Annotated in this window: 20 protein-coding genes; 17 read left to right on the top strand and 3 right to left on the bottom strand. The window is 54.3% G+C overall.

Features of this window, described 5'->3' with window-relative positions; translation table 11 throughout:
* The first annotated feature begins 15 nt into the window (after positions 1-15).
* The 9 genes from NYE26_RS30360 (at position 16) to NYE26_RS30320 (ending at position 5796) form a co-directional block, all read left to right on the top strand.
* Positions 16-288, top strand: a complete 273-nt coding sequence (locus NYE26_RS30360) for a hypothetical protein (RefSeq protein WP_339252407.1) — start codon at positions 16-18, stop codon at positions 286-288.
* 35 nt (positions 289-323) lie between these two features.
* Positions 324-860 carry a hypothetical protein gene (locus NYE26_RS30355; protein WP_339252405.1) on the top strand — a complete coding sequence of 179 codons (537 nt, stop codon included), beginning with the start codon at positions 324-326 and terminating at the stop codon, positions 858-860.
* 32 nt (positions 861-892) lie between these two features.
* Positions 893-1351 carry an SMI1/KNR4 family protein gene (locus NYE26_RS30350; RefSeq protein WP_339252403.1) on the top strand — a complete coding sequence of 153 codons (459 nt, stop codon included), beginning with the start codon at positions 893-895 and terminating at the stop codon, positions 1349-1351.
* Between the two features lie 2 nt (positions 1352-1353).
* Positions 1354-1917, top strand: a complete 564-nt coding sequence (locus NYE26_RS30345; protein ID WP_339252401.1) for a DUF4303 domain-containing protein — start codon at positions 1354-1356, stop codon at positions 1915-1917.
* A gap of 44 nt (positions 1918-1961) precedes the next feature.
* Positions 1962-2705: a hypothetical protein gene (locus NYE26_RS30340; RefSeq protein ID WP_339252399.1), complete on the top strand. Its 744-nt coding sequence runs from the start codon at positions 1962-1964 to the stop codon at positions 2703-2705.
* 19 nt (positions 2706-2724) lie between these two features.
* Positions 2725-3813 carry an ankyrin repeat domain-containing protein gene (locus tag NYE26_RS30335; RefSeq protein ID WP_339252397.1) on the top strand — a complete coding sequence of 363 codons (1089 nt, stop codon included), beginning with the start codon at positions 2725-2727 and terminating at the stop codon, positions 3811-3813.
* A complete protein-coding gene (locus NYE26_RS30330; RefSeq protein ID WP_339252395.1) occupies positions 3810-4790 on the top strand; it encodes a sigma-70 family RNA polymerase sigma factor in 981 nt (326 codons plus the stop codon). Before NYE26_RS30335 ends, NYE26_RS30330 begins: the two co-directional genes overlap by 4 nt.
* A 75-nt stretch (positions 4791-4865) precedes the next feature.
* The gene (locus NYE26_RS30325; RefSeq protein ID WP_339252393.1) at positions 4866-5285 is read left to right on the top strand and encodes a VOC family protein; all 420 of its coding nucleotides are present in this window, start codon (positions 4866-4868) and stop codon (positions 5283-5285) included.
* Between the two features lie 31 nt (positions 5286-5316).
* Positions 5317-5796, top strand: coding sequence for an NUDIX domain-containing protein (locus NYE26_RS30320; protein WP_339252391.1), 480 nt, complete (start codon positions 5317-5319; stop codon positions 5794-5796).
* Between the two features lie 243 nt (positions 5797-6039).
* On the opposite strand, the gene NYE26_RS30315 is transcribed toward NYE26_RS30320, so the two are convergent.
* From NYE26_RS30315 to NYE26_RS30305, 3 genes are all read right to left on the bottom strand, one after another.
* Entirely contained in the window at positions 6040-6240 is a 201-nt protein-coding gene (locus NYE26_RS30315; protein WP_339252389.1) for a hypothetical protein, read from the bottom strand.
* Complete coding sequence (locus tag NYE26_RS30310) at positions 6228-6800, bottom strand: class I SAM-dependent methyltransferase (protein ID WP_339252387.1); 573 nt, start codon at positions 6798-6800, stop codon at positions 6228-6230. Before NYE26_RS30310 ends, NYE26_RS30315 begins: the two co-directional genes overlap by 13 nt.
* 91 nt (positions 6801-6891) lie before the next feature.
* Positions 6892-7797: an alpha/beta hydrolase-fold protein gene (locus NYE26_RS30305; RefSeq protein ID WP_339252385.1), complete on the bottom strand. Its 906-nt coding sequence runs from the start codon at positions 7795-7797 to the stop codon at positions 6892-6894.
* A gap of 335 nt (positions 7798-8132) precedes the next feature.
* On the opposite strand from NYE26_RS30305, the gene NYE26_RS30300 reads away from it, so the two are divergent.
* From NYE26_RS30300 to NYE26_RS30265, 8 genes are all read left to right on the top strand, one after another.
* Positions 8133-8507, top strand: a complete 375-nt coding sequence (locus NYE26_RS30300) for a hypothetical protein (protein ID WP_339252383.1) — start codon at positions 8133-8135, stop codon at positions 8505-8507.
* Positions 8508-8682: 175 nt separating this feature from the next.
* On the top strand, positions 8683-12222 hold the full coding sequence (locus NYE26_RS30295) for a family 16 glycoside hydrolase (protein ID WP_339252381.1): 3540 nt from the start codon (positions 8683-8685) through the stop codon (positions 12220-12222).
* A gap of 150 nt (positions 12223-12372) precedes the next feature.
* The gene (locus NYE26_RS30290; protein ID WP_076080690.1) at positions 12373-12930 is read left to right on the top strand and encodes a sigma-70 family RNA polymerase sigma factor; all 558 of its coding nucleotides are present in this window, start codon (positions 12373-12375) and stop codon (positions 12928-12930) included.
* Positions 12927-13877 (top strand): hypothetical protein, encoded by a 951-nt coding sequence (locus tag NYE26_RS30285; RefSeq protein WP_339252378.1) that lies wholly within the window; start codon positions 12927-12929, stop codon positions 13875-13877. Before NYE26_RS30290 ends, NYE26_RS30285 begins: the two co-directional genes overlap by 4 nt.
* Positions 13878-14100: 223 nt before the next feature.
* Positions 14101-14967, top strand: a complete 867-nt coding sequence (locus NYE26_RS30280; protein ID WP_339252376.1) for a sugar ABC transporter permease — start codon at positions 14101-14103, stop codon at positions 14965-14967.
* 14 nt (positions 14968-14981) lie between these two features.
* Complete coding sequence (locus tag NYE26_RS30275; RefSeq protein ID WP_339252374.1) at positions 14982-15857, top strand: carbohydrate ABC transporter permease; 876 nt, start codon at positions 14982-14984, stop codon at positions 15855-15857.
* A 46-nt stretch (positions 15858-15903) separates the two neighbouring features.
* A complete protein-coding gene (locus NYE26_RS30270; RefSeq protein ID WP_339252372.1) occupies positions 15904-17064 on the top strand; it encodes a biotin/lipoyl-binding protein in 1161 nt (386 codons plus the stop codon).
* 50 nt (positions 17065-17114) lie between these two features.
* The gene (locus NYE26_RS30265) at positions 17115-18431 is read left to right on the top strand and encodes an ABC transporter substrate-binding protein (protein WP_339252370.1); all 1317 of its coding nucleotides are present in this window, start codon (positions 17115-17117) and stop codon (positions 18429-18431) included.
* The last annotated feature ends 4 nt before the right edge of the window (positions 18432-18435 follow it).

The raw sequence follows: 18435 nt of genomic DNA, 5'->3' as shown, positions 1-18435 counted from the left end.
AAGGGAGGGGAGCAGATGGCGCTGAAGTTCATCTGTACCTGGGGCGTGCTGGCTCTATCGTGCTGTGCGGTATGGTGGAGCTTCAAGACCGAAAAGCTGATCACCGTCTCCTGGCTGATGTTCCTGCTCCCTGCGATTCTCCAGCTCGTTGCTGCTGTACGGATCGGGCCAGGCAAAGCCAAGTTATTTCTTGTATTCGGCTGTATTAATCTGCTGTTCGCAGCCCTGACCGGTGCGGCCGTCTGGTATCTGGTCCAGCTGGCAGATGCCTATAGAAGGGGGAAATAGTTCAAGCGTGTCTTAAGCTGGGGAGGGGTGCTAATATGCAACTGGGTTTTACGCTGGATACCCATGGAACATGTGTGGGTGTACTCAGAGATGAATTGCTGCCGTTAGAGGAGCTGGCGAATACATTGGAGTTCCCCTACGATATCTTCGTTGTGTTCCGGGTGTTACCTGATAGCTACGAGCGGAGAACGTTCAGACGCTTTGACAGCGGGGATCATACCCTCTATTTGGATATCAGCCTCAGCTATGAGCAGTACCAGCGCATGTCCAAGAATGAGCAGCGCGAGGCTCTGGGCATTCACCTGTACAGCTATCTGGCAGAATCTATTGCCAAGTATACCAAGCATGCCGGTAAAACTGCCCAAGCAGAGCTACTGGAACGGGTGAAGAGCTGGATGCTGGCCAACAACTGGCTGGAAGGGAAAATCCATCAGGCACGCCTCCTCCTCTCCCGGGAGATGGGACTCCATGAGGTTAGCCGGACCTTGAAGCTGCCGCTGGAGGAGATTGAGTATATCCTGCTGCGCATGAATAATGATGCGCCAGCTGCTGTTCATCCTGACAATCTATAATTATCCCTTAGCAGGGAGAGGGGAGCACACCAATGTATGAACGTCTGACAGAGTTATTAAGCAAGCCTTCCCCGGTCCGGTGGTTTCCGGGCCATGGGGCCGAGGAGAGCTGGATTGCCGAAGCCGAGGAGGAATTAGGCTTCAGGCTGCCGCCGTCTTACCGCTGGTGGCTGAACCGTTATGGGGGGGCCAGCCTGGGGGACGGGCAAATTCTGACGCTGGTTGCTCCCGAGGATAGGGAGTATACCGACTGGGATCTGCTGTATATCCACAGGCTGAATCTGGCGGAGGATTGGTGGGTCAGCCGGTTTCCGCACCGGCTGGATCTGTTCGTGCCGGACAGCGATGAGCTGTATTACTTTGACACCTCTGCCCCCGATGTGCAGGGGGAATTCCCGGTCATGCGTTATGACCTCATGAATGATCTGATCGAGGAGTATGCTCCCACGTTCGCCGGATTCCTGGAACAGCTGATCGACGAGAGGAAGTAGCCATGAATACGGCACAGAAGGAAGTGGAGCGGCTGGCCGCTGAGATTGCGGATGCGGCCCGGAGGTCTTTTCGCGAGCTTTTTGCGAATGGGGAGCATTATTATTACTGTACGCTATATACAACGGGCGAGGGACATGCGCCAAGCCTCTCCGCTTGGTCACGGGAGGCCCTGGAGCAGGAGGCGGACAGACAGGCAGAGTGCGGCAGCATACCGGCAGCAGAGATCGCCGAGCTGATCAAGTGGTCATATGCCGATTCGCCTTATTGCTGCTTCGGAGATGAGTATTTCGATGAGGTCAAGCGGTTATTCCAGGCGCGTCCGTCTATTGCGGAGCTTGAGGATGAGGCATGGAACGATGAGTTCACTATGAGGCTGGGGGCCATAGAGCTGGCGATGCGGATGCTGGATGCTGAGGGTCTGTTCGCGCTCAATCAGCCCAGGGAGGACGTATGTGTGCTTGCCGAAGTGATGCCGCCGGATGAGGGGAATACGGAGATTGCCCTGCGGCTGAACCGGGCGGAAGCTCCGGCGATGCGGGCCTGGCTGGCGGAAGCGGCAGAATAAGGTTATTGATGAATAACTCACGCAGGAAACCGGGGGAATGATGAATGTATATCGTATCTGAGCCCAAGGGGCTGTCAGAGCATCACAGGCGCCTGCTTGAAGTGGAGAACGCAGGTCTGTATCCTCCAGCCTATATCCGGTTCTTGCAGCAGTACGGCGAAGGAACGTATCGGGGCTGGATGAATGTGCAGACCCCTGACACAGAGGTGCTGGGGCCGTTTGCCGAATACGGATTATGGGAGCATGATCAGGATAGCCCTATAACGGAGCAGCAGATCGGCGAGTGTACCGCTATCGGGACCACTGTGGACGGTGATTTCCTGGCGGTTCATTCCAAGGTGGACGGGCTGCTATGGCTGCCCCGTCATGCGGAACAGATTCAAGCAATCCCGCTGCCATCCGGGGAACAGGAGAAGGGAGAGAGCTATGCCCTGATCTTGGACGGCATCTACCGCCGGATGTATGGGCGGAGCCAGGAGGAGAGCGTCTATTATGAGCCATGGACGGGAACCCGCGAGCATCTTTTCCTGCGGATGCCGCCGGGAGAGGGCCAGCTGGCGCTCACGGAGCTGGCTGGCCTGTGCCGGGCGGAGTCTCCGCCGGATCTCTTCATTGAGAATCCTTACGTCTGCTACCTGTTCTACCGGAATCTGGGCGGCTATATCCGCCTGAATCTGGCGGGTGGGCAGGAGGTAGCCGTCTTCTATGAGCAGGCTGCCGGGCAGGTATCGGCCAAGATGAAAGAGTGGCTTCTGTCGAAGGGATGCGAGCAGTATTCATGGGAGTGAAGAATAAGGAGGAGTGCGGATGATTGTCCTGAAGGACATAGGGAAATTCGAGGTGCTGCCGGCGCGGGCGATGCAGATCTATCAGGGGGATGTTCCGGCCTTGCAGGCGACTATTGCTGCAGGCTGGGATATTGAAGCGGGGCTAGAGCTTAGCAAGCATACCACAGTCAGCCCGCTCGACCTGGCGATTATCACACAGCAGACCGAGGTGGTGAAGCTGCTGGTGGAGCATGGCGCGAAGCTGAATGTACCTCAGAATCCGGCCTTCCTGAGGGCGGTCCGTTACGGCAAGGAGGAACTGGTCCGATACCTTGCTGCACAGGGCGCGAAGCTGGACCTGCTGAACCGGACGGGATCGGGCGCTTATTCACAGGCCTACTACGGCAACAAGAAGAATATCCCGCTGATCCATGAGCTGGGTCTGGACATCCGGCAACATGCCGGTGCCGTGTTGCGGCAAGCCGCCTCGGACCATGATCTGAAGACGCTTACCTATCTGCTGGATCAGGGAGTGGATATCAACTACAACAAGCCGGATATGGTCTATCCTTACGGGGCGACGCCGCTGACAGTGGCTGCCCGGCTGGGCAATCTGAACATGGTCCGCTTCCTGGTGGAACGCGGTGCGGACCTTATGATGACGGAGAAGGACGGCGAGCGGCCGTATACGATTGCGGTCAGCAGCAAGCATGCCGCTATGGCGGAATACCTGAAAGCGTTGGAACCGCCGGATGTTCATAATGTGGAGAACAAGAAATACGAGCTGGCCAAATATAAACTGCCGGATGAACTGGTCCGCTTCCTTACAGGGGACGAGCTGCGCCTGACGCTGGCCCCGAATGAATATAAGATCGGGTACATCGACTTCTTCAGCTTCACCGACACCCTTCAGATGAAGGCCGGCCGGCGCAAGCTGTTGCGGCTGTCTGCCGATATCGATAATTACTCCGGTCTTGTGCTGGTCTGGAATCCGCAGAAGAAGGGGCAGCTCGGCTGCTATGATCTGGAGCATCAGACGTATGCGGATCTGTGCAGCTTCCCGGAATTTCTTGCCCAGCCTGAACGCTACCTCATACAGTTCATGGAGGGAGAGCTGGACGGGTCATGAAGGAGAGACTGTCTAAAGTGAATCATAACCATGAGACCTGCGAGACCCTGGACGGGCTGGAGGACATGCGCTCCGAGCTAACAGGGTACTGTTACCGGATGATGGGCTCCATCTTCGAGGCGGAGGATGCCGTCCAGGATACCATGATCCGGGCCTGGCAGCACCAGGAGCAGATGAGGCAGCAGGCCTCTCTCCGAGCCTGGATGTACCGGATTGCCACCAATGTCTGTCTCGATCGGCTAAGGAGCGCCAAGCGGCGGGCACTGCCGATGGATCTCTCGGAACCGGCCGCTGTCGTTACGGAGCCTAGGGAGAGCCTGCCTCAGCATTCCTGGATCTGGCCCGCTCCGGGCTATGTGGATGACCCTGGTAATATTCTGGTCAGCAGAGAGACCCTCCGGCTGTCCTTCATTGCACTGCTTCAACTGTTGCCGCCCCGCCAGCGTGCCGTGCTGATTCTGCAGGAGGTGTTCCGGTGGTCGGCAGCCGAGACCGCCGGGGCACTGGAGATGACCGTGGCAGCGGTGAACAGCGCGATGCAGCGGGCACGGGCAGCCATGGCCAAGGCACAGCTCCGGTCCGAGGCCTTGCAGGCTGATGATAATGAAGTGGACGAAGGACTGATTACCCGGTACGTGGAGGCTTTTGAACAATACAATATTGCTGCGTTGTTAGACCTATTCCAGGAGAACGGCAGCCTGTCGATGCCGCCATTTACGATGTGGGTGCAGGGCGGCGCGGATCTCGCGGCCTTCTACCAGATCACACGCAGTCACTGTGTGGGATCACGGATGGTGCCCGTCCAGGTGAACGGGAACCGGCCCGCATTTGCCCAGTATGTTCCCTCTGGAGAAGATGGATTGCTGGTTCCGTGGGCGATTCATGTGCTTGAGCTGAGCGGGGGGAAGATCGCGCATGTTCATCATTTTATAGATGCTGAATTATTTATTCGCTTCGGATTGCCGGAACACCGATGATTCTGCCGCGGCCGGAACGTCTATACTAATGAATCGCACAAGCGAGACCATTCCGAACTTAAGGAGGAACACACAATGACAATCAAACTTACTCCCTACATTACCCTGGAGGGGCGCACGCGGGAGGCTATTCAGTTCTATGCACAGACTATGGGTGCCGAAGTCCTCTCCATCCTGACGTACGGTGATATGCCGGACCTCCCGGACACGTTCCCGGATGAGGTGCGGAGTCTGGTGGCACATGCCAAGGTCCAGGTGGGCGGCACGGAGCTGATGTTCTCGGATACTCCCGGCGGTACGCCAGTTGAGAGCGGGAAGCGGGTAACGGTCTGCGTTACTACGGACAGTGTGGAGGAATCACGGAGAATTTTTGATGCGCTGCAGGAGGGCGGTCAAGTCAATATGCCGTTTCGGGAGGAGCCGTTCAGCCCCGGCTTCGGCGATCTGACGGACAAGTTCGGGGTGACGTTCCAGATCTATACGGAGCTTGGATAGAGTGGAGATATAACGGCGGAGAGGATCAATTATGAATAAGACGAACGTAGAAGTTCCCATACGTTGTACAGGTGTTGCCGTAGTATTGCTGAAGAATACACCCTCTGGTCATCATGTCCTGTTACTGAAGCGGGCCGGTTCGGTACTCAGGGATGCCTGGTGCTATATCGGCGGGGGCATTGAAGAAGGGGAGCAAGCGTGGGAAGCTGCACTAAGAGAGGTTCGGGAAGAGACGGGGATTACCCAAGTCACTCTCTACACTTCCAATACCTTCGACCAGATCTATTCGGCAAAAGAAAACTATATCTACGTCGCACCAGTGTTCGTGGGATATGTGAATGACGACCAGGATGTCATTCTTAATCATGAGCATAGTGATTATGAATGGCTGCCGGTGAATGAAGCCATAGACAGGGTCGCTTTACCGGGGAATGATGTAGTGCTTGCTTCGGTAGAGAAGCATTTCATGAGGAAAACTCCAGCAGCATGGTTACGTGTTGGCACACCATAAGAGGGCTTGAGAAGGGCTGCACGCGATGAGCGTGCAGTTTTCTTGTGCTCTCTGGCGAGTGCATCGATCAAAATGTAATCGAAAAACCGATCACAATTGGCGTTGCGTGGGCGCGTGGGCCGAATGTAATCGAAAAACCGATTACATTGGGCGTTGCGTGGGCGCGCGGGCCAGATGTAATCGAAAAACCGATCACATTCGGCATTGCGTGGGCGCGCGGGCCAAATGGTAGGTCTATTTCTATCATTTTCGCAAAATAGCCAGTCCATGCAAACTATACCCGAGCAGACTCTTGTCCTCACAGGTCCGCAGATGAAGCTGAAGCCAGCGTTCAAAATCTTCTTGCTGTGCCTCATTGATGTGCTTGGCAAACAGATAACCGACGCCGTCTGTTCCAATATGGGCCACAAGCTCTGTGTGATAGGCCGCTGCTATGCGTTCCATTTCCAAGGGGGACATATGTAGGAATAGACCATCTTTCGTCTGGTTAGTATGCCAGGTAAGCACATCATCCATATTCCTAACCTATCGCCTATGCTTAATAACGAAACGGCAGCATTGTTAATATATGAGACTGCCAGCAGCCCTCCCGGCTTCAGCACGCGCAGGCATTCGGCCACGGCCAGCTGCCGGTCTTCATTGCCGATATGATAAAAGGCTCCCATGTTCAAAACAACATCAAAGGTTTCACTGTCAAAACGGGATAAATCCGTGATGCTTCCTGCATACATATCGGCCAATACCGGATGCTTGCTCTGCTTCTCTCTTAGGATATCTACATGATAAGGAACGAGATCTCCAGCTACAACCTTATGCCCCAATTCTGCCAGTGGAAAAGAGTAATTCCCTGTCCCTGCGCAGCCGTCAAGAATGTAGGCTTCCGGCTTAAACAGCTTCTTGAAGTAGGCCATCGTTGTGATCCATTCTATCTGATGACCGTTATCCCTGGACAGCCTTCCTTCTTCATCATAGGAATCATAGTAATCCGTTATCGCATTCGCCATATTGCCCTCCTTAAAGTTGGCCGGGCCTTATCAAGAAAAACTGCCCTCCCCCAACCATAACGGATCGGGAGAGGGCAGCCTATGACCTAAATTACTTGAAGATCCGCTGCGAGAACTGGTACAGTCCGCTGCTCCAGACCTTGCCTTCATGTCCGCCGACATCCAGATACCACAGATGCGGAACATTCATGCTGGTTAGGCTGTTATGGAAGTTCTGGCTGATATACAGCAGGCCGTCGGAAGCACCGCAGGAGAGCCAGAGCAGCTTCAGCTGGCTGGCCGTCTGCGCCGGATTCGTGATCAGCTGTGAGGCCGGCTTCGTATTCGGAGCAGAGGAGAACGCGCCGATCCAGGAGAACTTGTCCAGATGCTTGAGCCCGAAGTTCAGCGTCTGGCCGCCGCCCATCGATAAGCCGGCCAGGGCGCGGTTTTGCTTGTTTTTGTATACCGGGAAGTGGGAATCGACATAAGGAATGAGATCATTGATCAGGTCGAATTCAAACCGCTCGAAGGCGGCTACCTTGTCCGGTGCATAAATATCGCCGATCGGGCGGTCATCCGCCATCGCGCGGCCATTCGGGAACACGACAATCATCGGCTCCAGCTTGTTCTGGGAGTACAGGTTGTCCAGAATGTTCCGTGGATTCATCCCGTTCAGCCATTCGTTCTGATCTCCGCCGATGCCGTGCAGCAGGTAAAGAACATTGTAGGTCTTGGAAGGGGTATAGCCCGGAGGGGTGTATACCATTGCGTTTCTTGACTTACCTACGGTAGTCGAATAATAAGAAATCTGCTGTACGTTGCCGTGGGGAATATTATTGCGGTATCCGTCATAGCCTTGCGGAGCGGGAGTGATGGTACTGGTTATAGCCGCAGCGGCATCCGCAGAGAGGCTCAACTCCTGCTCTTCGGCTACCGGCGAGGCATAGGACATAGCGGGCAGCATCAGCGCTGCCGTCAGAGCCAAAGCGGCAATACGAGTCATCATCTTCTTCATTTCACATATCCTCCTTAGTTTAAATAGATTAGGCCAAACCTGATTCATCCGTCCTCTTATGTCCCTCTATGAAGCAGAGCTCTTCTTTTACGGCATAAAATGTAAGCGCATCCACCATAAGGATACCATATATAACATATTATGTAAATTGTATTTTTGGGATTTTTTGATAGATTTTAGAGTCATCCAGCGGCTAAGCTGTAGTCATACCGGAAGAGGCAGGGTAATAGACAGATATAGAAGCTTTAACTGTAGCCACAGCAATCCCGGCGCGGAAACGTTACAGGCACGATCATCCGGAATGCGGCGGGACCCAAGGACTGGAGGGATGGATCATGATAGGACAGAGTGTATCAGGAATCAGTCCGGTACAGGTCATCATGGCCTACGGCGGCACACAGAGCGATGTCAGCTCACTGGAGAAGCAGCGGGATCGGCTGATGCTGGAGCTGGACCGGGTGAACGCGGGACAGAGCAGCGAGGCCGTGCCCTACCGCCGTGAGCAGCTGCAGCGGCAGATCCGGCTGCTGGAGGTTCAGCTTGCACGCAAAGCCGGCAGCAGTACTTCCACCGACGTAAGCACAGCCTTCCAGAATGTCCAGGGTCCGCTGATGAGGACCGAGTGGAAGGGGTTCCTGAAGGGGATCGGCCAGACGGATCCGCAGACAGCGACAGTAAATGCAGAGGGGCGTTTCGAAGCATTCATCTAATGCATAACATCTAAGGTTAACAGATGGTGCAGAACAGTATAATTGTGTCCCTGGAGAGTGGGTTTGCCACCCTCCTTTCTTTTTGGCCCGGGATTATAGTAAGGAATGACTCTATGTATCCTGCTGGAAATTGAAAGCGGTTGCCTGGAGCCAAATCGATCTGGAGGAGGTATTTATGCTTACTCGCAAAGTATTGAGATTGCTGCTGGTGCTTGCCGTCGCATTCACGGGGTTCATCCCGCAGACCGCCGGTGCGGCTGAACCGGAACCGGGAACGGAACCGGTGCCGCAGGTGGCCGCCGCTGGCCCGGCAACCATCCAGAATTACCCGATGCCGTCTATCTATACTCCGTCTTCTGTTTACTCGTTGAAGGTGAACAATGAGGCGGTCCCCGTCGTCAAGTATTTACCCGACTATGATTATGCCCAGTTCTCCTTTGAAGGAACCATTAGCCTTGAGGTGACGGCAGACAAGCCAATCACCTCGTATTCGATCAGCCCGCTGGCCAAGAACATCACGGGAACGGTCAACGGCAACAAGCTGACCTTCACCCTGTCGGCCTCTACCTATGTGATCGTCGACATTAATGCACCTGCGAACGAAGACCCGAATGAGAAGGACCCGGACAAGCGCCGCAAAAGACTCGTGATCGCCGCCGATCCGCTGGAGACAGACATCCCCGCGTCCTCCGGCCCGGGAATCTACAATGTGACCGCTGCACCGTACAACGCAGACAAGACGGGGGCAACGATCACCTCGGGCGCCATCCAGCAGGCGATTGATGCTGCCAATCAGGCCGGAGGCGGTATCGTCTATATTCCGGCGGGCGTATATAAGAGCAGCAATCTGACCCTCAAAAGCAATGTTACGTTCTATCTGGCCGGGGGTGCAGTCATCGTCGGTACAGGCCGGGGCGAGGACTACCGGAATGACTTCCGCAAGGATTCGATCTCGGATGGAACCTATTTCATCCGCACCGCCACCAATTCCGTGAATATCACCATGCGGGGGCGCGGAACGATCGACGGAAAAGGGATAGAAATGCGCAAACGCAAGATGACCAACCCGCCTGCAACCCATAAGCAGGGAGAGGGATTCATCAATAACCTGGTGGTGCCGATGGCGACCAGCAACTTCAAGTTCGACGGGTTAACCCTGCGGGACGGCGGCTTCTGGGCGTTCCTGGTGGTCCGCTCCGATAACGTGACCATCACCAACTATAAGGGATACCAGGATTTATTTACGCTTGAGGATGATGCCATCGATATTAACGAGAGCCAGAACGTGCTGGTGAAGCATGCCCTTGCCATCTCGGATGACGATACCTTCTCCACCAAGACCTGGCCGCAGAAAGGAATGTCCAAGGACTGGCCGGGAGCCATCGAGCATCTGGAGAATGTGGTCTTTGAGGACTGCTTCGCCTGGACACGCTGCGCCGCCTTCAAGCTGGGGATGGGCATATGCACGCCGCAGATTGGCGTAACCATCCGCAATTCGTATGTCTATCAAAGCGCGCGGGCGCTGCTGGTGGATCATGCCTATACAGAGAATCCGCTCCCGGTCGAAGGCTGGGCCCAGGATGTGACCTTCGAGAATATCGATATTGAACGGGTGGGCATCAACCAGTTCGGCAATTACTGGCTGCGGGTCTCCACCAGTACATCCGGTGATGTAAGCAATGTCATTCTCCGGAACATCAATGTCCGCGAGACGGGAGGAGATTCCCCTATTCAGGGCAATCCCACCAGAGGCGGGATGGTGAACGGGGTAACTTTTGAAAATGTGGTGGTCAAAGGAACGCTGGCGAAGAATCTCAGTGACCTGAAGGTGAGCATCAAGAATGAGAATGTAAGCGGGGTAGTCTTCGCGAATACGGATCAGGCCTGGTTCAGCGATCACTTCACCTCCGGGCTGCTCCCGGATTGGACCGTGGCTTCAGGTGCCAACAGTTGGGCGGTAACCGATCGAACAGGGAACCGGGTGCTGTCCACCAGCCAGACCACGACGGCGCTGATTACCGCCAAGGCCGGTATATCCTGGACAGATTACACGTATGAAGCCAGAGCCAGACTGCCTCTCATTAATGGAAGCGAGAACGCAGGCATTGTCTTCCGGGTGCAGGATCAGAACAACTTCTATATGTACCGGATTGATGCCAGCACAAGCCAGCTGCAGCTCTACAAGGCTGTAGCCGGAACGTTGACGCAGGTCTCGAACACCTCGTTCGTGCCTGTCAAGAACCAATGGTATACCCTTAAGGCGACGGTCCAGGGCAACACTATCAAAGGGTATGTGGACGGAGTGCTGAAGACAACATGGACCAATCCGGTCAATGAATTAACCTCGGGCGGAATCGGCTTCCGCACCACTTCAGCCGGGGTCTGGTATGATGATGCCAAGGTGACCGCCATTCACAATCCGCCCACGGATATCACTCTCAGCGCTACCCAGGTGCCGGAGCTGACTACTCCAGGCGGTGTAGTGGGCACCTTCACTACAGCACATCCGGATGCGGGCCAGACCTTTATTTACGCGCTGGTTCCGGGGCAAGGAGACGCCGATAACAGCAGCTTCTCCATTGCCCCGCAGGGAGACAGGCTGACCCTCCGCACTACGCCGGATTATGAAGCGAAGAGCAGCTACAGCATCCGGGTGAAGAGCATTGACGCCAATGGCCTGTCTCTGGAGAAGAGCTTCACGATTCAGGTTACAGATGTGGACGAGACTCCGATTGATGCCAATCCGAATTCCGTCCGGTTCACGGATAACTTTGAGGATGGGAATACGACGGGCTGGACGGCTGCCAGCGGGACCTGGAGTGTAACCACAGATGGCAGTACGAAAGCCCTGATCCAGACAAAAGGAAATGGGGCGGGGCTCATTACAGCCGGGGATTCATGGCAAGATATTGCTATGGAAGCCAAAGTGAAGGTTCCCATCGCGAATGCCAATGCCGGAATTCTCTTCCGGGTGCAGGACGCCAACAACTATTACATGTACCGGATCAATGTCAACGACAAGAAGCTGGAGCTGTTCAAGGCAGTAAACGGAACGTTGACCCCCGTGTCCAGTTCACTTTTTGCCGATGCGGCTGCGGGCCAGTGGTATACCCTGAAGGCGGTCATCAAAGGGAATAGAATTCTAGGCTTTGTGGACGGCCAGTTAAAGCTCGAATGGACGAACCCGCAAACGGAATTAACTGCAGGGAAGATCGGCTTCCGAACAACCTCCCAGAATGCGGTGTTCGATAATGCCCGTGTTACAGGGATACAAAAGGTGACGGCCAGTGCGCTTAAGACGGTAACCCTCGATGTGTATGAAACGGTTACGCCTGAAGGCAACCGGCTCAGCGTTAGCCCGGGCAGCCCTTTTGCAGGGGAAACACTTACCCTGACGGCCGAAGGCCATAACCAGAGCCTGGTACCTGCCAACCCCGGAGATGAACGTTATCATCCGGAGGCCTGGAGCTCCACAGAGGAAGGTATGGCAGGCGTCTTCACCGTAACGGATGATGTGTATCAGGCTGCATATGTTCCGTCTGCTGTAGGTGATTACAAGATAACCGTTATCTACCGCAAGCAGATATGGGACGGCTCAGCCTGGGCCGATACGGAGCTGACGGATACCCTGATTGTGGACATTAAGGTAATTACTAAACCGGCAGACGTAGAGGATGACAGCACCACTGAGCTGAAACCGCCGGTCCTCGGTTAACAAGAGATTTATATCCCCATCCTGGTGTGTAAGCAGTGATGCTTATGTGCCAGGATTTTTTTGTGCTAAAAATAATTAGCGTATAAGTGCAACCGTTACCCGGAATTCTCTACTATATAGATAAGAGGATGCTAAAGGAGAAACTAGCAGATGGAAGATCAGGGAATCATTCAGCTATACTTGCAGCGCTCACAGCAGGCCATCACGGAAACCCGGAACAAATATGGTGCTTACTGCCGGGCGATCGCCAGGAACATTGTCGCGAACCCTTCCGATACCGAAGAGTGTGAGAACGATACATACCTGGCTGCGTGGAATGCTATTCCGCCTAACCAGCCGAGGAGGCTGCCGGTGTTCCTGGGGCGGATCACCCGCAATATCGCGCTCGATAAGTATGGGTATAATACGGCCAAGAAGCGGAGCCGCCAGCTTGAGGTGATTCTGGAGGAGCTGGAGGACTGCCTGCCCGCAGCAGAGACGGTGGAGACCGAGTATGCCGCCGGTGAAACCGCGCGGTTGATCAACGAATTTCTGTACGGGCTGGAGGAGGGCACACGAAATTTATTCATCAGGCGGTATTGGTATGCGGATTCCATAGAATCCCTCGCCGGCAGGTTCGATATGAGCAGCAGCAAGGTGAAGTCGAGCCTGTTCAGGACCCGGAACAAGCTTAGAATTCATTTAGACCAGGAGGGCGTTCACCTATGAAGCGGGAGGACTTGTATAAGGAGATCGGACTGATTGACGAGGAATTGATTGCGGCGGCCGAACACAGCGGAGTAAGAGGAAGGGGCAGGAGAGGCCGGTTCTCCAAAAGATGGATCGCACTGGTCGCCTGTCTGGTCGTGTACAGCTCAACTTCTACAGTGCTGCTCGCCACAGAATACACCAGAAATAAAACGGAGGAGCCCTACATCCGTTATTTAACAGTGGAGGATATGGAGTTGGCACCTCCCGCGCAATATCAGGCGGACAAATTCCTCCAAGCCTTAGCCAGCGGCAACGATGAACATGTCTACATTGCGGTAAACCGGCTGGTGGAGAGCTTCAATGATCCGAAGGCGCGGGAGCTGGCGTTGCAGAAGCTTCAGCCTTTGCTGAAGGATGATTCTCCGAAGATCGCGGGTGCGGCTGCTTTTGCCACAGATATCCTGTCGAAAAGCTACCAGAGTCCGTATCTCCACAAAATGGCCGACGGGAGCATCGTATTCGCCTTATTCAACAACTATTCGGATTACGGTACCCAGAATGTACTGTGGCGCATACAAGATGATGTGCTTGAACCCTATTTCAGCTTCGCGGCCCCTTCCATGTACATTAAGGAAATCCTCCCGTCACCGGACCGGAAGCTCCTGGCAGTGGTCACCGGCTCTAACAAAAGTGAATTCGTGCAGATCCTGAATGTGGAGAAGGGGACGATCAGCCCGGAGCTGGTAGAGTCGGCTAGGATCAGACACGGCGCGCAGCGCAAGCTGGATACCTGGGTCCGCCCGGATCATGAGAATTACAGCTATCCGAGTCAACTTGTGTGGAAAGATAATGACACGTTAGCGTTCGAGGGCTCCCTGGCCTACGACGACACAGCGGTTATCGAGAATGTTAGTGTGACGTACCGGTTCAAGGATAAGGTCATGGAGATTGCCGACCTGAAGTAAAGTATGCGGTGCCTTGCAAGAGCTGCGAATGGATAATACATCCGTCCGCGGCTTTTTTGATGTTTTGGGGTCCCCGCAAAGTACCTGAGTCATCACCTACGCTAAAGCCCCACTTTGTGGGGTTATTTTGCTATGTGGTGGAGACAATTTAAGAAAGTTTTAATCTTTACCCGACTTGTTCTTAAACAGTTGAGCCTATTCTTGAGTACAGGGAGGGAGCAACTTGAAGAATTGGGCCCGTAAAGATTCATCGATTGCATGGTTATTTCTGGCACCCAGTGTGGTTGGGTTCGCCCTATTCTATCTGATTCCGTTCGGCATGGGCGTGTTCTACTCCTTCATGGACCGCACGGTGGGGGGCCACTATGTGGGACTGGATAATTACTGGGAGGTCATTGCGGGCGAATCCTTCCGGAAGGCGGCCTCTAATACCTTCTACTTCAGTATGGTGAGTGTTCCCCTGCTGATTGTGCTGTCGCTGGGACTAGCGCTGTTGCTGCACAGGAAATTGTATTTTCAGAAATGGCTGAGAACTGCGTACGTACTCCCGCTGGTCGTGCCTGTAGCCTCGATTATCTTGGTCTGGCAGATCCTGTTCGACTGGAATGGGGTGCTTAATGCCTGGCTGAGCGGCTTCGGCCGGACGCGGGTGGACTGGATGAAGACGGAGGCTGCGCGGAATGTAATCATGCTGATGTATGTCTGGAAAAACATCGGGTATAACGTGATCCTGTTCCTGGCCGGCTTGCAGCAGATTCCGAAGGATTATTACGAGACCGCCCAGATTGAGGGGGCCGGCCGTCTAAGGCAGTTCCGGAGCATTACGCTGGTCTATTTAACCTCTACGATGTTTTTTGTCGTCATTATGTCGGTCATTAATTCCTTCAAGGTCTTCCGGGAGACGTATCTGATTGCCGGAGCTTACCCGCATGACAGTATCTATATGCTTCAGCATTATATGAACAACATGTTCCTGTCGCTCGACCTTCAGAAGATGACGGCTGCATCCACCCTGATGGTCGGCGGCATTCTGATCATCGTGCTGGGATTGTTCGCTATGGAACGCCGCTACCGGCGGTATATGGAATAGAGGTGAAAGAGGTCTTGGCAGTTGGTAAAGTCATACAAAAGCTGACGTTAACCGTCCTGATGGGGGCGGTTGCCCTCCTGATGCTGTTCCCGATCGGGGTGACCCTCATCAATTCGTTCATGAGCAGCCGCGAAATCGGGATCAATTACGGCCCCATCGGACAGATGAATCCTGTCATTCAAGGCAGGAGCGATCCGTTCGCCAATCTGAAATGGCTGCCGGATCAGGTCTCCCTGGAGCAGTATGGCAAGGTGCTGATGGACAGCCCGATGTACCTGTCGATGTTCTGGAATTCAGTATTCCTGGTGGTGCCGATCATTGCCGGACAGACGGTGATCGCCGCGCTCGCGGCCTATGCGTTCTCCAAGCTGAGATTTCGGGGCCGGGAATTCCTGTTCCTGGTCTATGTCCTGACGATGCTGATGCCCTTTCAGGTCACGCTGGTGCCCAATTATATTATGGCTGACCGGCTGGGGTTATTAAATAGCCCGGGGGCCATTATCTTGCCCGGAATTTTTGCCGCCTTCGGAGTATTCATGCTCAGGCAGTTCATGCTGGATATCCCGTATGCCTATATTGAAGCGGCTAAGATGGATGGGGCCGGACACTTGCGGATTTTCTATACGATTATTGTTCCGATGGTCCAGCCGGGCCTGGCCGCTCTGACGATTCTGTTATTCGTCGATTATTGGAATATGGTGGAGCAGCCGCTTATTTTCCTGGACGACCCGCTCAGACAGCCCTTATCTGTCTACTTATCGAATATCAGCAGCGAGAAGGGCCTGGCGTTCGCCGCATCTATGATCTACATGGCACCGATGGTTCTGCTGTTTCTGTATGCGGAGACGTACTTCATCGAAGGGATTCAACTGTCGGGAATCAAGGGCTGATGTTCGTGTGTGAGGGATTTTAATGGCAGGAGGAGATAGAAGGAATATGGAGACTACAGGAGTGCCCGCAGACCGCAGGCGCAAAAAAAATATCAGAACAGCCTTCCTTCTGCTCATGGGCGTGTTACTCTTCTTCACCTTCTTCAGCAATACGCTGCAGTCGTTGACCTTGCCCAAGGTGACCACGGTCAAGCCGCAGACCAAGAGCCTCGAATTCACGCTGGAGGGCAGCGGGAAGCTTACGCCCGTGAGTGAAGCGAAGCTCCTGAATGCCAGCGGCTGGAAGGTCCGGCAGGTTCTTGTGAAGGAGGGGGACCGGGTCACGAAGGGGCAAACACTGATCCGCTATGACAGCCAGGCCGCCGAAGCGGAGCTGAAGGATGAAGTCGCGGCGCTCGATAAGCAAAAGATCGCGCAGCAGACGCTGCAGGATCAGTTCATTCAGACGTATGCGGAAGGCGATGAGCTTCAGATTCGCAAGGCCCGGCGCGAGATTGAAGCGGGTAAGGTCGATCAGGTCACCCAGGCGCGGAAAATTGCCGGATTGAGAGAGCGGTTAACGGCGCAGCAGCAGCTTACGGCACCCTTCGACGGGGTGGTCACCCAGGTGAATGCCATTGCGGGAATGCTGTCCGCGGGGGAAGCGGATCTGGTCCTGTCGAGCAGCAGCAAGGGGTATCAGTTCGGCTTCACGGCGGACGCGGAGCTGTTATCCAGCCTCGGGGTTACCTTAGGGGAGCAGCTTGAGGTGCAGGTTCATCCGGCACAGGGCCAGCAGGCCCGTTCCTTGCAGGGTAAGGTTGCAGAGATCAAGGACGCTCAGGCGCGTACCGACAGCGCATCCGCTGAGGAGAACGTCAGGGTGGAGCAAATTGCGCAGAAGAATGTCTTCATTGTGCTGAATGAAGAGTCGCTTAAGGGGGGGGAGCAGGTTCAGATTAAGCTGAAGAAGCCTTCCTGGGAGGAGGGACTCCTCGTATCCAATAAGGTTATCCACCAATTGGGTGAGCGAAGCTATATCTATAAGATCGAGGAGCAGAGGGGGGCGCTGGGCAATACCTTTATCGCCCGCGAGGTTACGATCCACTCCAGTACAACCAATGGCATAGACAGCATCATCCAGACGGATAATCTGTATGAGGATGAGCTGATTATTCTGGAGAGCAGCGAGCCCCTGCAGGACGGGAACCGTGTACGTCTGCAGTAGCCATAGGAGTAAGGCATTTTCTACGAATAATTATTGGGAGGTATTTGAGAATGAAGATGAAGAAGATGGGCTTTCTAGGAATGATTCTTGCTTTTACAACGGTGATGACCGCATGCAGTTCGGGGAGCAGCGCGGAAGCTCCAAGCACAGACGGCAAGACCGTTCTGACATTATCGGTTAGGCAGGACAGTGAGTTCTACCGTGCGCTGGAGAAGAAGTTTGAACAGGCCTACCCTGATATTGACTTGCAGGTGCAGGCTTACAAGGCGATCGGTGAGAAAGCGCAGGATTATGAGAAATACATCAAAAGCACCGGAACGGCACTGCTCTCGGGCAAAGGCGCCGATATTTACGAGACCAGCACTCTGCCGGTCAGTGATTACGTGAACAAGCAGCTGTTCCTGAATATGGACGATTACCTGAAGCAGTCACAAACGCTGAAGCAGGAGAATCTGGAGCTTAATGTGTTGAACGCCCTGAAGCTGAACGGGGGCACCTATCTCATCCCTTCCGGGTACAATCTGAGAGCTTTCATTGGAGACGGGGATGCGCTTAAGAATGCGAATGTGGACGATAAGAGCTGGACCTGGCAGCAATTCAGCGGGATTGCCAAACCGATGATTGAAGCCGGGCAGAAGGCAGGGTCCGGGCACCGCTTCGCACTCCAGGAGTATCCGCCGGAGATGCTGCTTCAGGAGATGGTCGTGGACGGCTATAACCAGTTCGTAGACGCTGCGGCACGCAAAGCCAAATTCGATTCCCCTGCCTTCATATTTATGATGCGGCAGATTAAAGAGATGTATGACGATGGAGTGATGAGCGCCGGCTCGGGGGAAGCCGATAATCAATTGTTCTATTCCGCCGTTCTGCAAACCCCGGCTGATTTCGTCAATGTTCCGTATACTTACTTCACCAATCCGCAGCTGCTGGATAAGCCGCATAGCGGAAATTCCGGCACCATGCGGATTATTCCGGTCTCCACCTTCTCGATCCAGGCCAAATCGCCGGTGGCAGAACAGGCTTGGAAGTTCATGGAATTCCTGCTGTCAGAGGAAGTGCAGAACCTGCAGCGTGAAGAAGGCTTCTCCCTGCTGAAGTCGGTAAACGACAAGCAGCTTGGCGAGCTTCAGCAGGAAGTGAAGGGCGGGACGTATAAGCTTCCAGACGGCAAGTCTGCAAGTGTGCCTGACGAGCAATTCAAGGTATTCAGAGAGATGATGAATACTGCGGATAACTTCGCCATGCTGGATGTCAAAATTCTTTCGATTGTCGGAGAAGAGGCGGGAGGCTTCTTCAGCGGACAGAAGACCGCGGAGGAAGTGGCGAAGCTGATTCAGAACAAGGCGACTACCTACCTGAACGAATAGATTC

The sequence above is a fragment of the Paenibacillus sp. FSL P2-0136 genome, from assembly GCF_037975325.1.
GTDB lineage: Bacteria > Bacillota > Bacilli > Paenibacillales > Paenibacillaceae > Paenibacillus_AQ > Paenibacillus_AQ silagei.
The sequence above is the reverse complement of the archived record's forward strand: the minus strand, read 5'-3'. Positions and strand labels throughout refer to the sequence as shown.

What these genes read in the sequence shown, in the direction of transcription:
- NYE26_RS30360 (WP_339252407.1), top strand. Translation starts at nt 16, where the DNA reads ATGGCGCTGAAGTTCATCTGTACCTGGGGCGTGCTGGCTCTATCGTGC.
- NYE26_RS30290 (WP_076080690.1), top strand. Translation starts at nt 12,373, where the DNA reads ATGGAAGATCAGGGAATCATTCAGCTATACTTGCAGCGCTCACAGCAG.
- NYE26_RS30325 (WP_339252393.1), top strand. Translation starts at nt 4,866, where the DNA reads ATGACAATCAAACTTACTCCCTACATTACCCTGGAGGGGCGCACGCGG.
- NYE26_RS30340 (WP_339252399.1), top strand. Translation starts at nt 1,962, where the DNA reads ATGTATATCGTATCTGAGCCCAAGGGGCTGTCAGAGCATCACAGGCGC.
- NYE26_RS30310 (WP_339252387.1), bottom strand. Translation starts at nt 6,800, where the DNA reads ATGGCGAATGCGATAACGGATTACTATGATTCCTATGATGAAGAAGGA.
- NYE26_RS30345 (WP_339252401.1), top strand. Translation starts at nt 1,354, where the DNA reads ATGAATACGGCACAGAAGGAAGTGGAGCGGCTGGCCGCTGAGATTGCG.
- NYE26_RS30320 (WP_339252391.1), top strand. Translation starts at nt 5,317, where the DNA reads ATGAATAAGACGAACGTAGAAGTTCCCATACGTTGTACAGGTGTTGCC.
- NYE26_RS30265 (WP_339252370.1), top strand. Translation starts at nt 17,115, where the DNA reads ATGAAGATGAAGAAGATGGGCTTTCTAGGAATGATTCTTGCTTTTACA.
- NYE26_RS30355 (WP_339252405.1), top strand. Translation starts at nt 324, where the DNA reads ATGCAACTGGGTTTTACGCTGGATACCCATGGAACATGTGTGGGTGTA.
- NYE26_RS30350 (WP_339252403.1), top strand. Translation starts at nt 893, where the DNA reads ATGTATGAACGTCTGACAGAGTTATTAAGCAAGCCTTCCCCGGTCCGG.
- NYE26_RS30335 (WP_339252397.1), top strand. Translation starts at nt 2,725, where the DNA reads ATGATTGTCCTGAAGGACATAGGGAAATTCGAGGTGCTGCCGGCGCGG.
- NYE26_RS30295 (WP_339252381.1), top strand. Translation starts at nt 8,683, where the DNA reads ATGCTTACTCGCAAAGTATTGAGATTGCTGCTGGTGCTTGCCGTCGCA.
- NYE26_RS30285 (WP_339252378.1), top strand. Translation starts at nt 12,927, where the DNA reads ATGAAGCGGGAGGACTTGTATAAGGAGATCGGACTGATTGACGAGGAA.
- NYE26_RS30270 (WP_339252372.1), top strand. Translation starts at nt 15,904, where the DNA reads ATGGAGACTACAGGAGTGCCCGCAGACCGCAGGCGCAAAAAAAATATC.
- NYE26_RS30315 (WP_339252389.1), bottom strand. Translation starts at nt 6,240, where the DNA reads ATGGAACGCATAGCAGCGGCCTATCACACAGAGCTTGTGGCCCATATT.
- NYE26_RS30305 (WP_339252385.1), bottom strand. Translation starts at nt 7,797, where the DNA reads ATGAAGAAGATGATGACTCGTATTGCCGCTTTGGCTCTGACGGCAGCG.
- NYE26_RS30300 (WP_339252383.1), top strand. Translation starts at nt 8,133, where the DNA reads ATGATAGGACAGAGTGTATCAGGAATCAGTCCGGTACAGGTCATCATG.
- NYE26_RS30330 (WP_339252395.1), top strand. Translation starts at nt 3,810, where the DNA reads ATGAAGGAGAGACTGTCTAAAGTGAATCATAACCATGAGACCTGCGAG.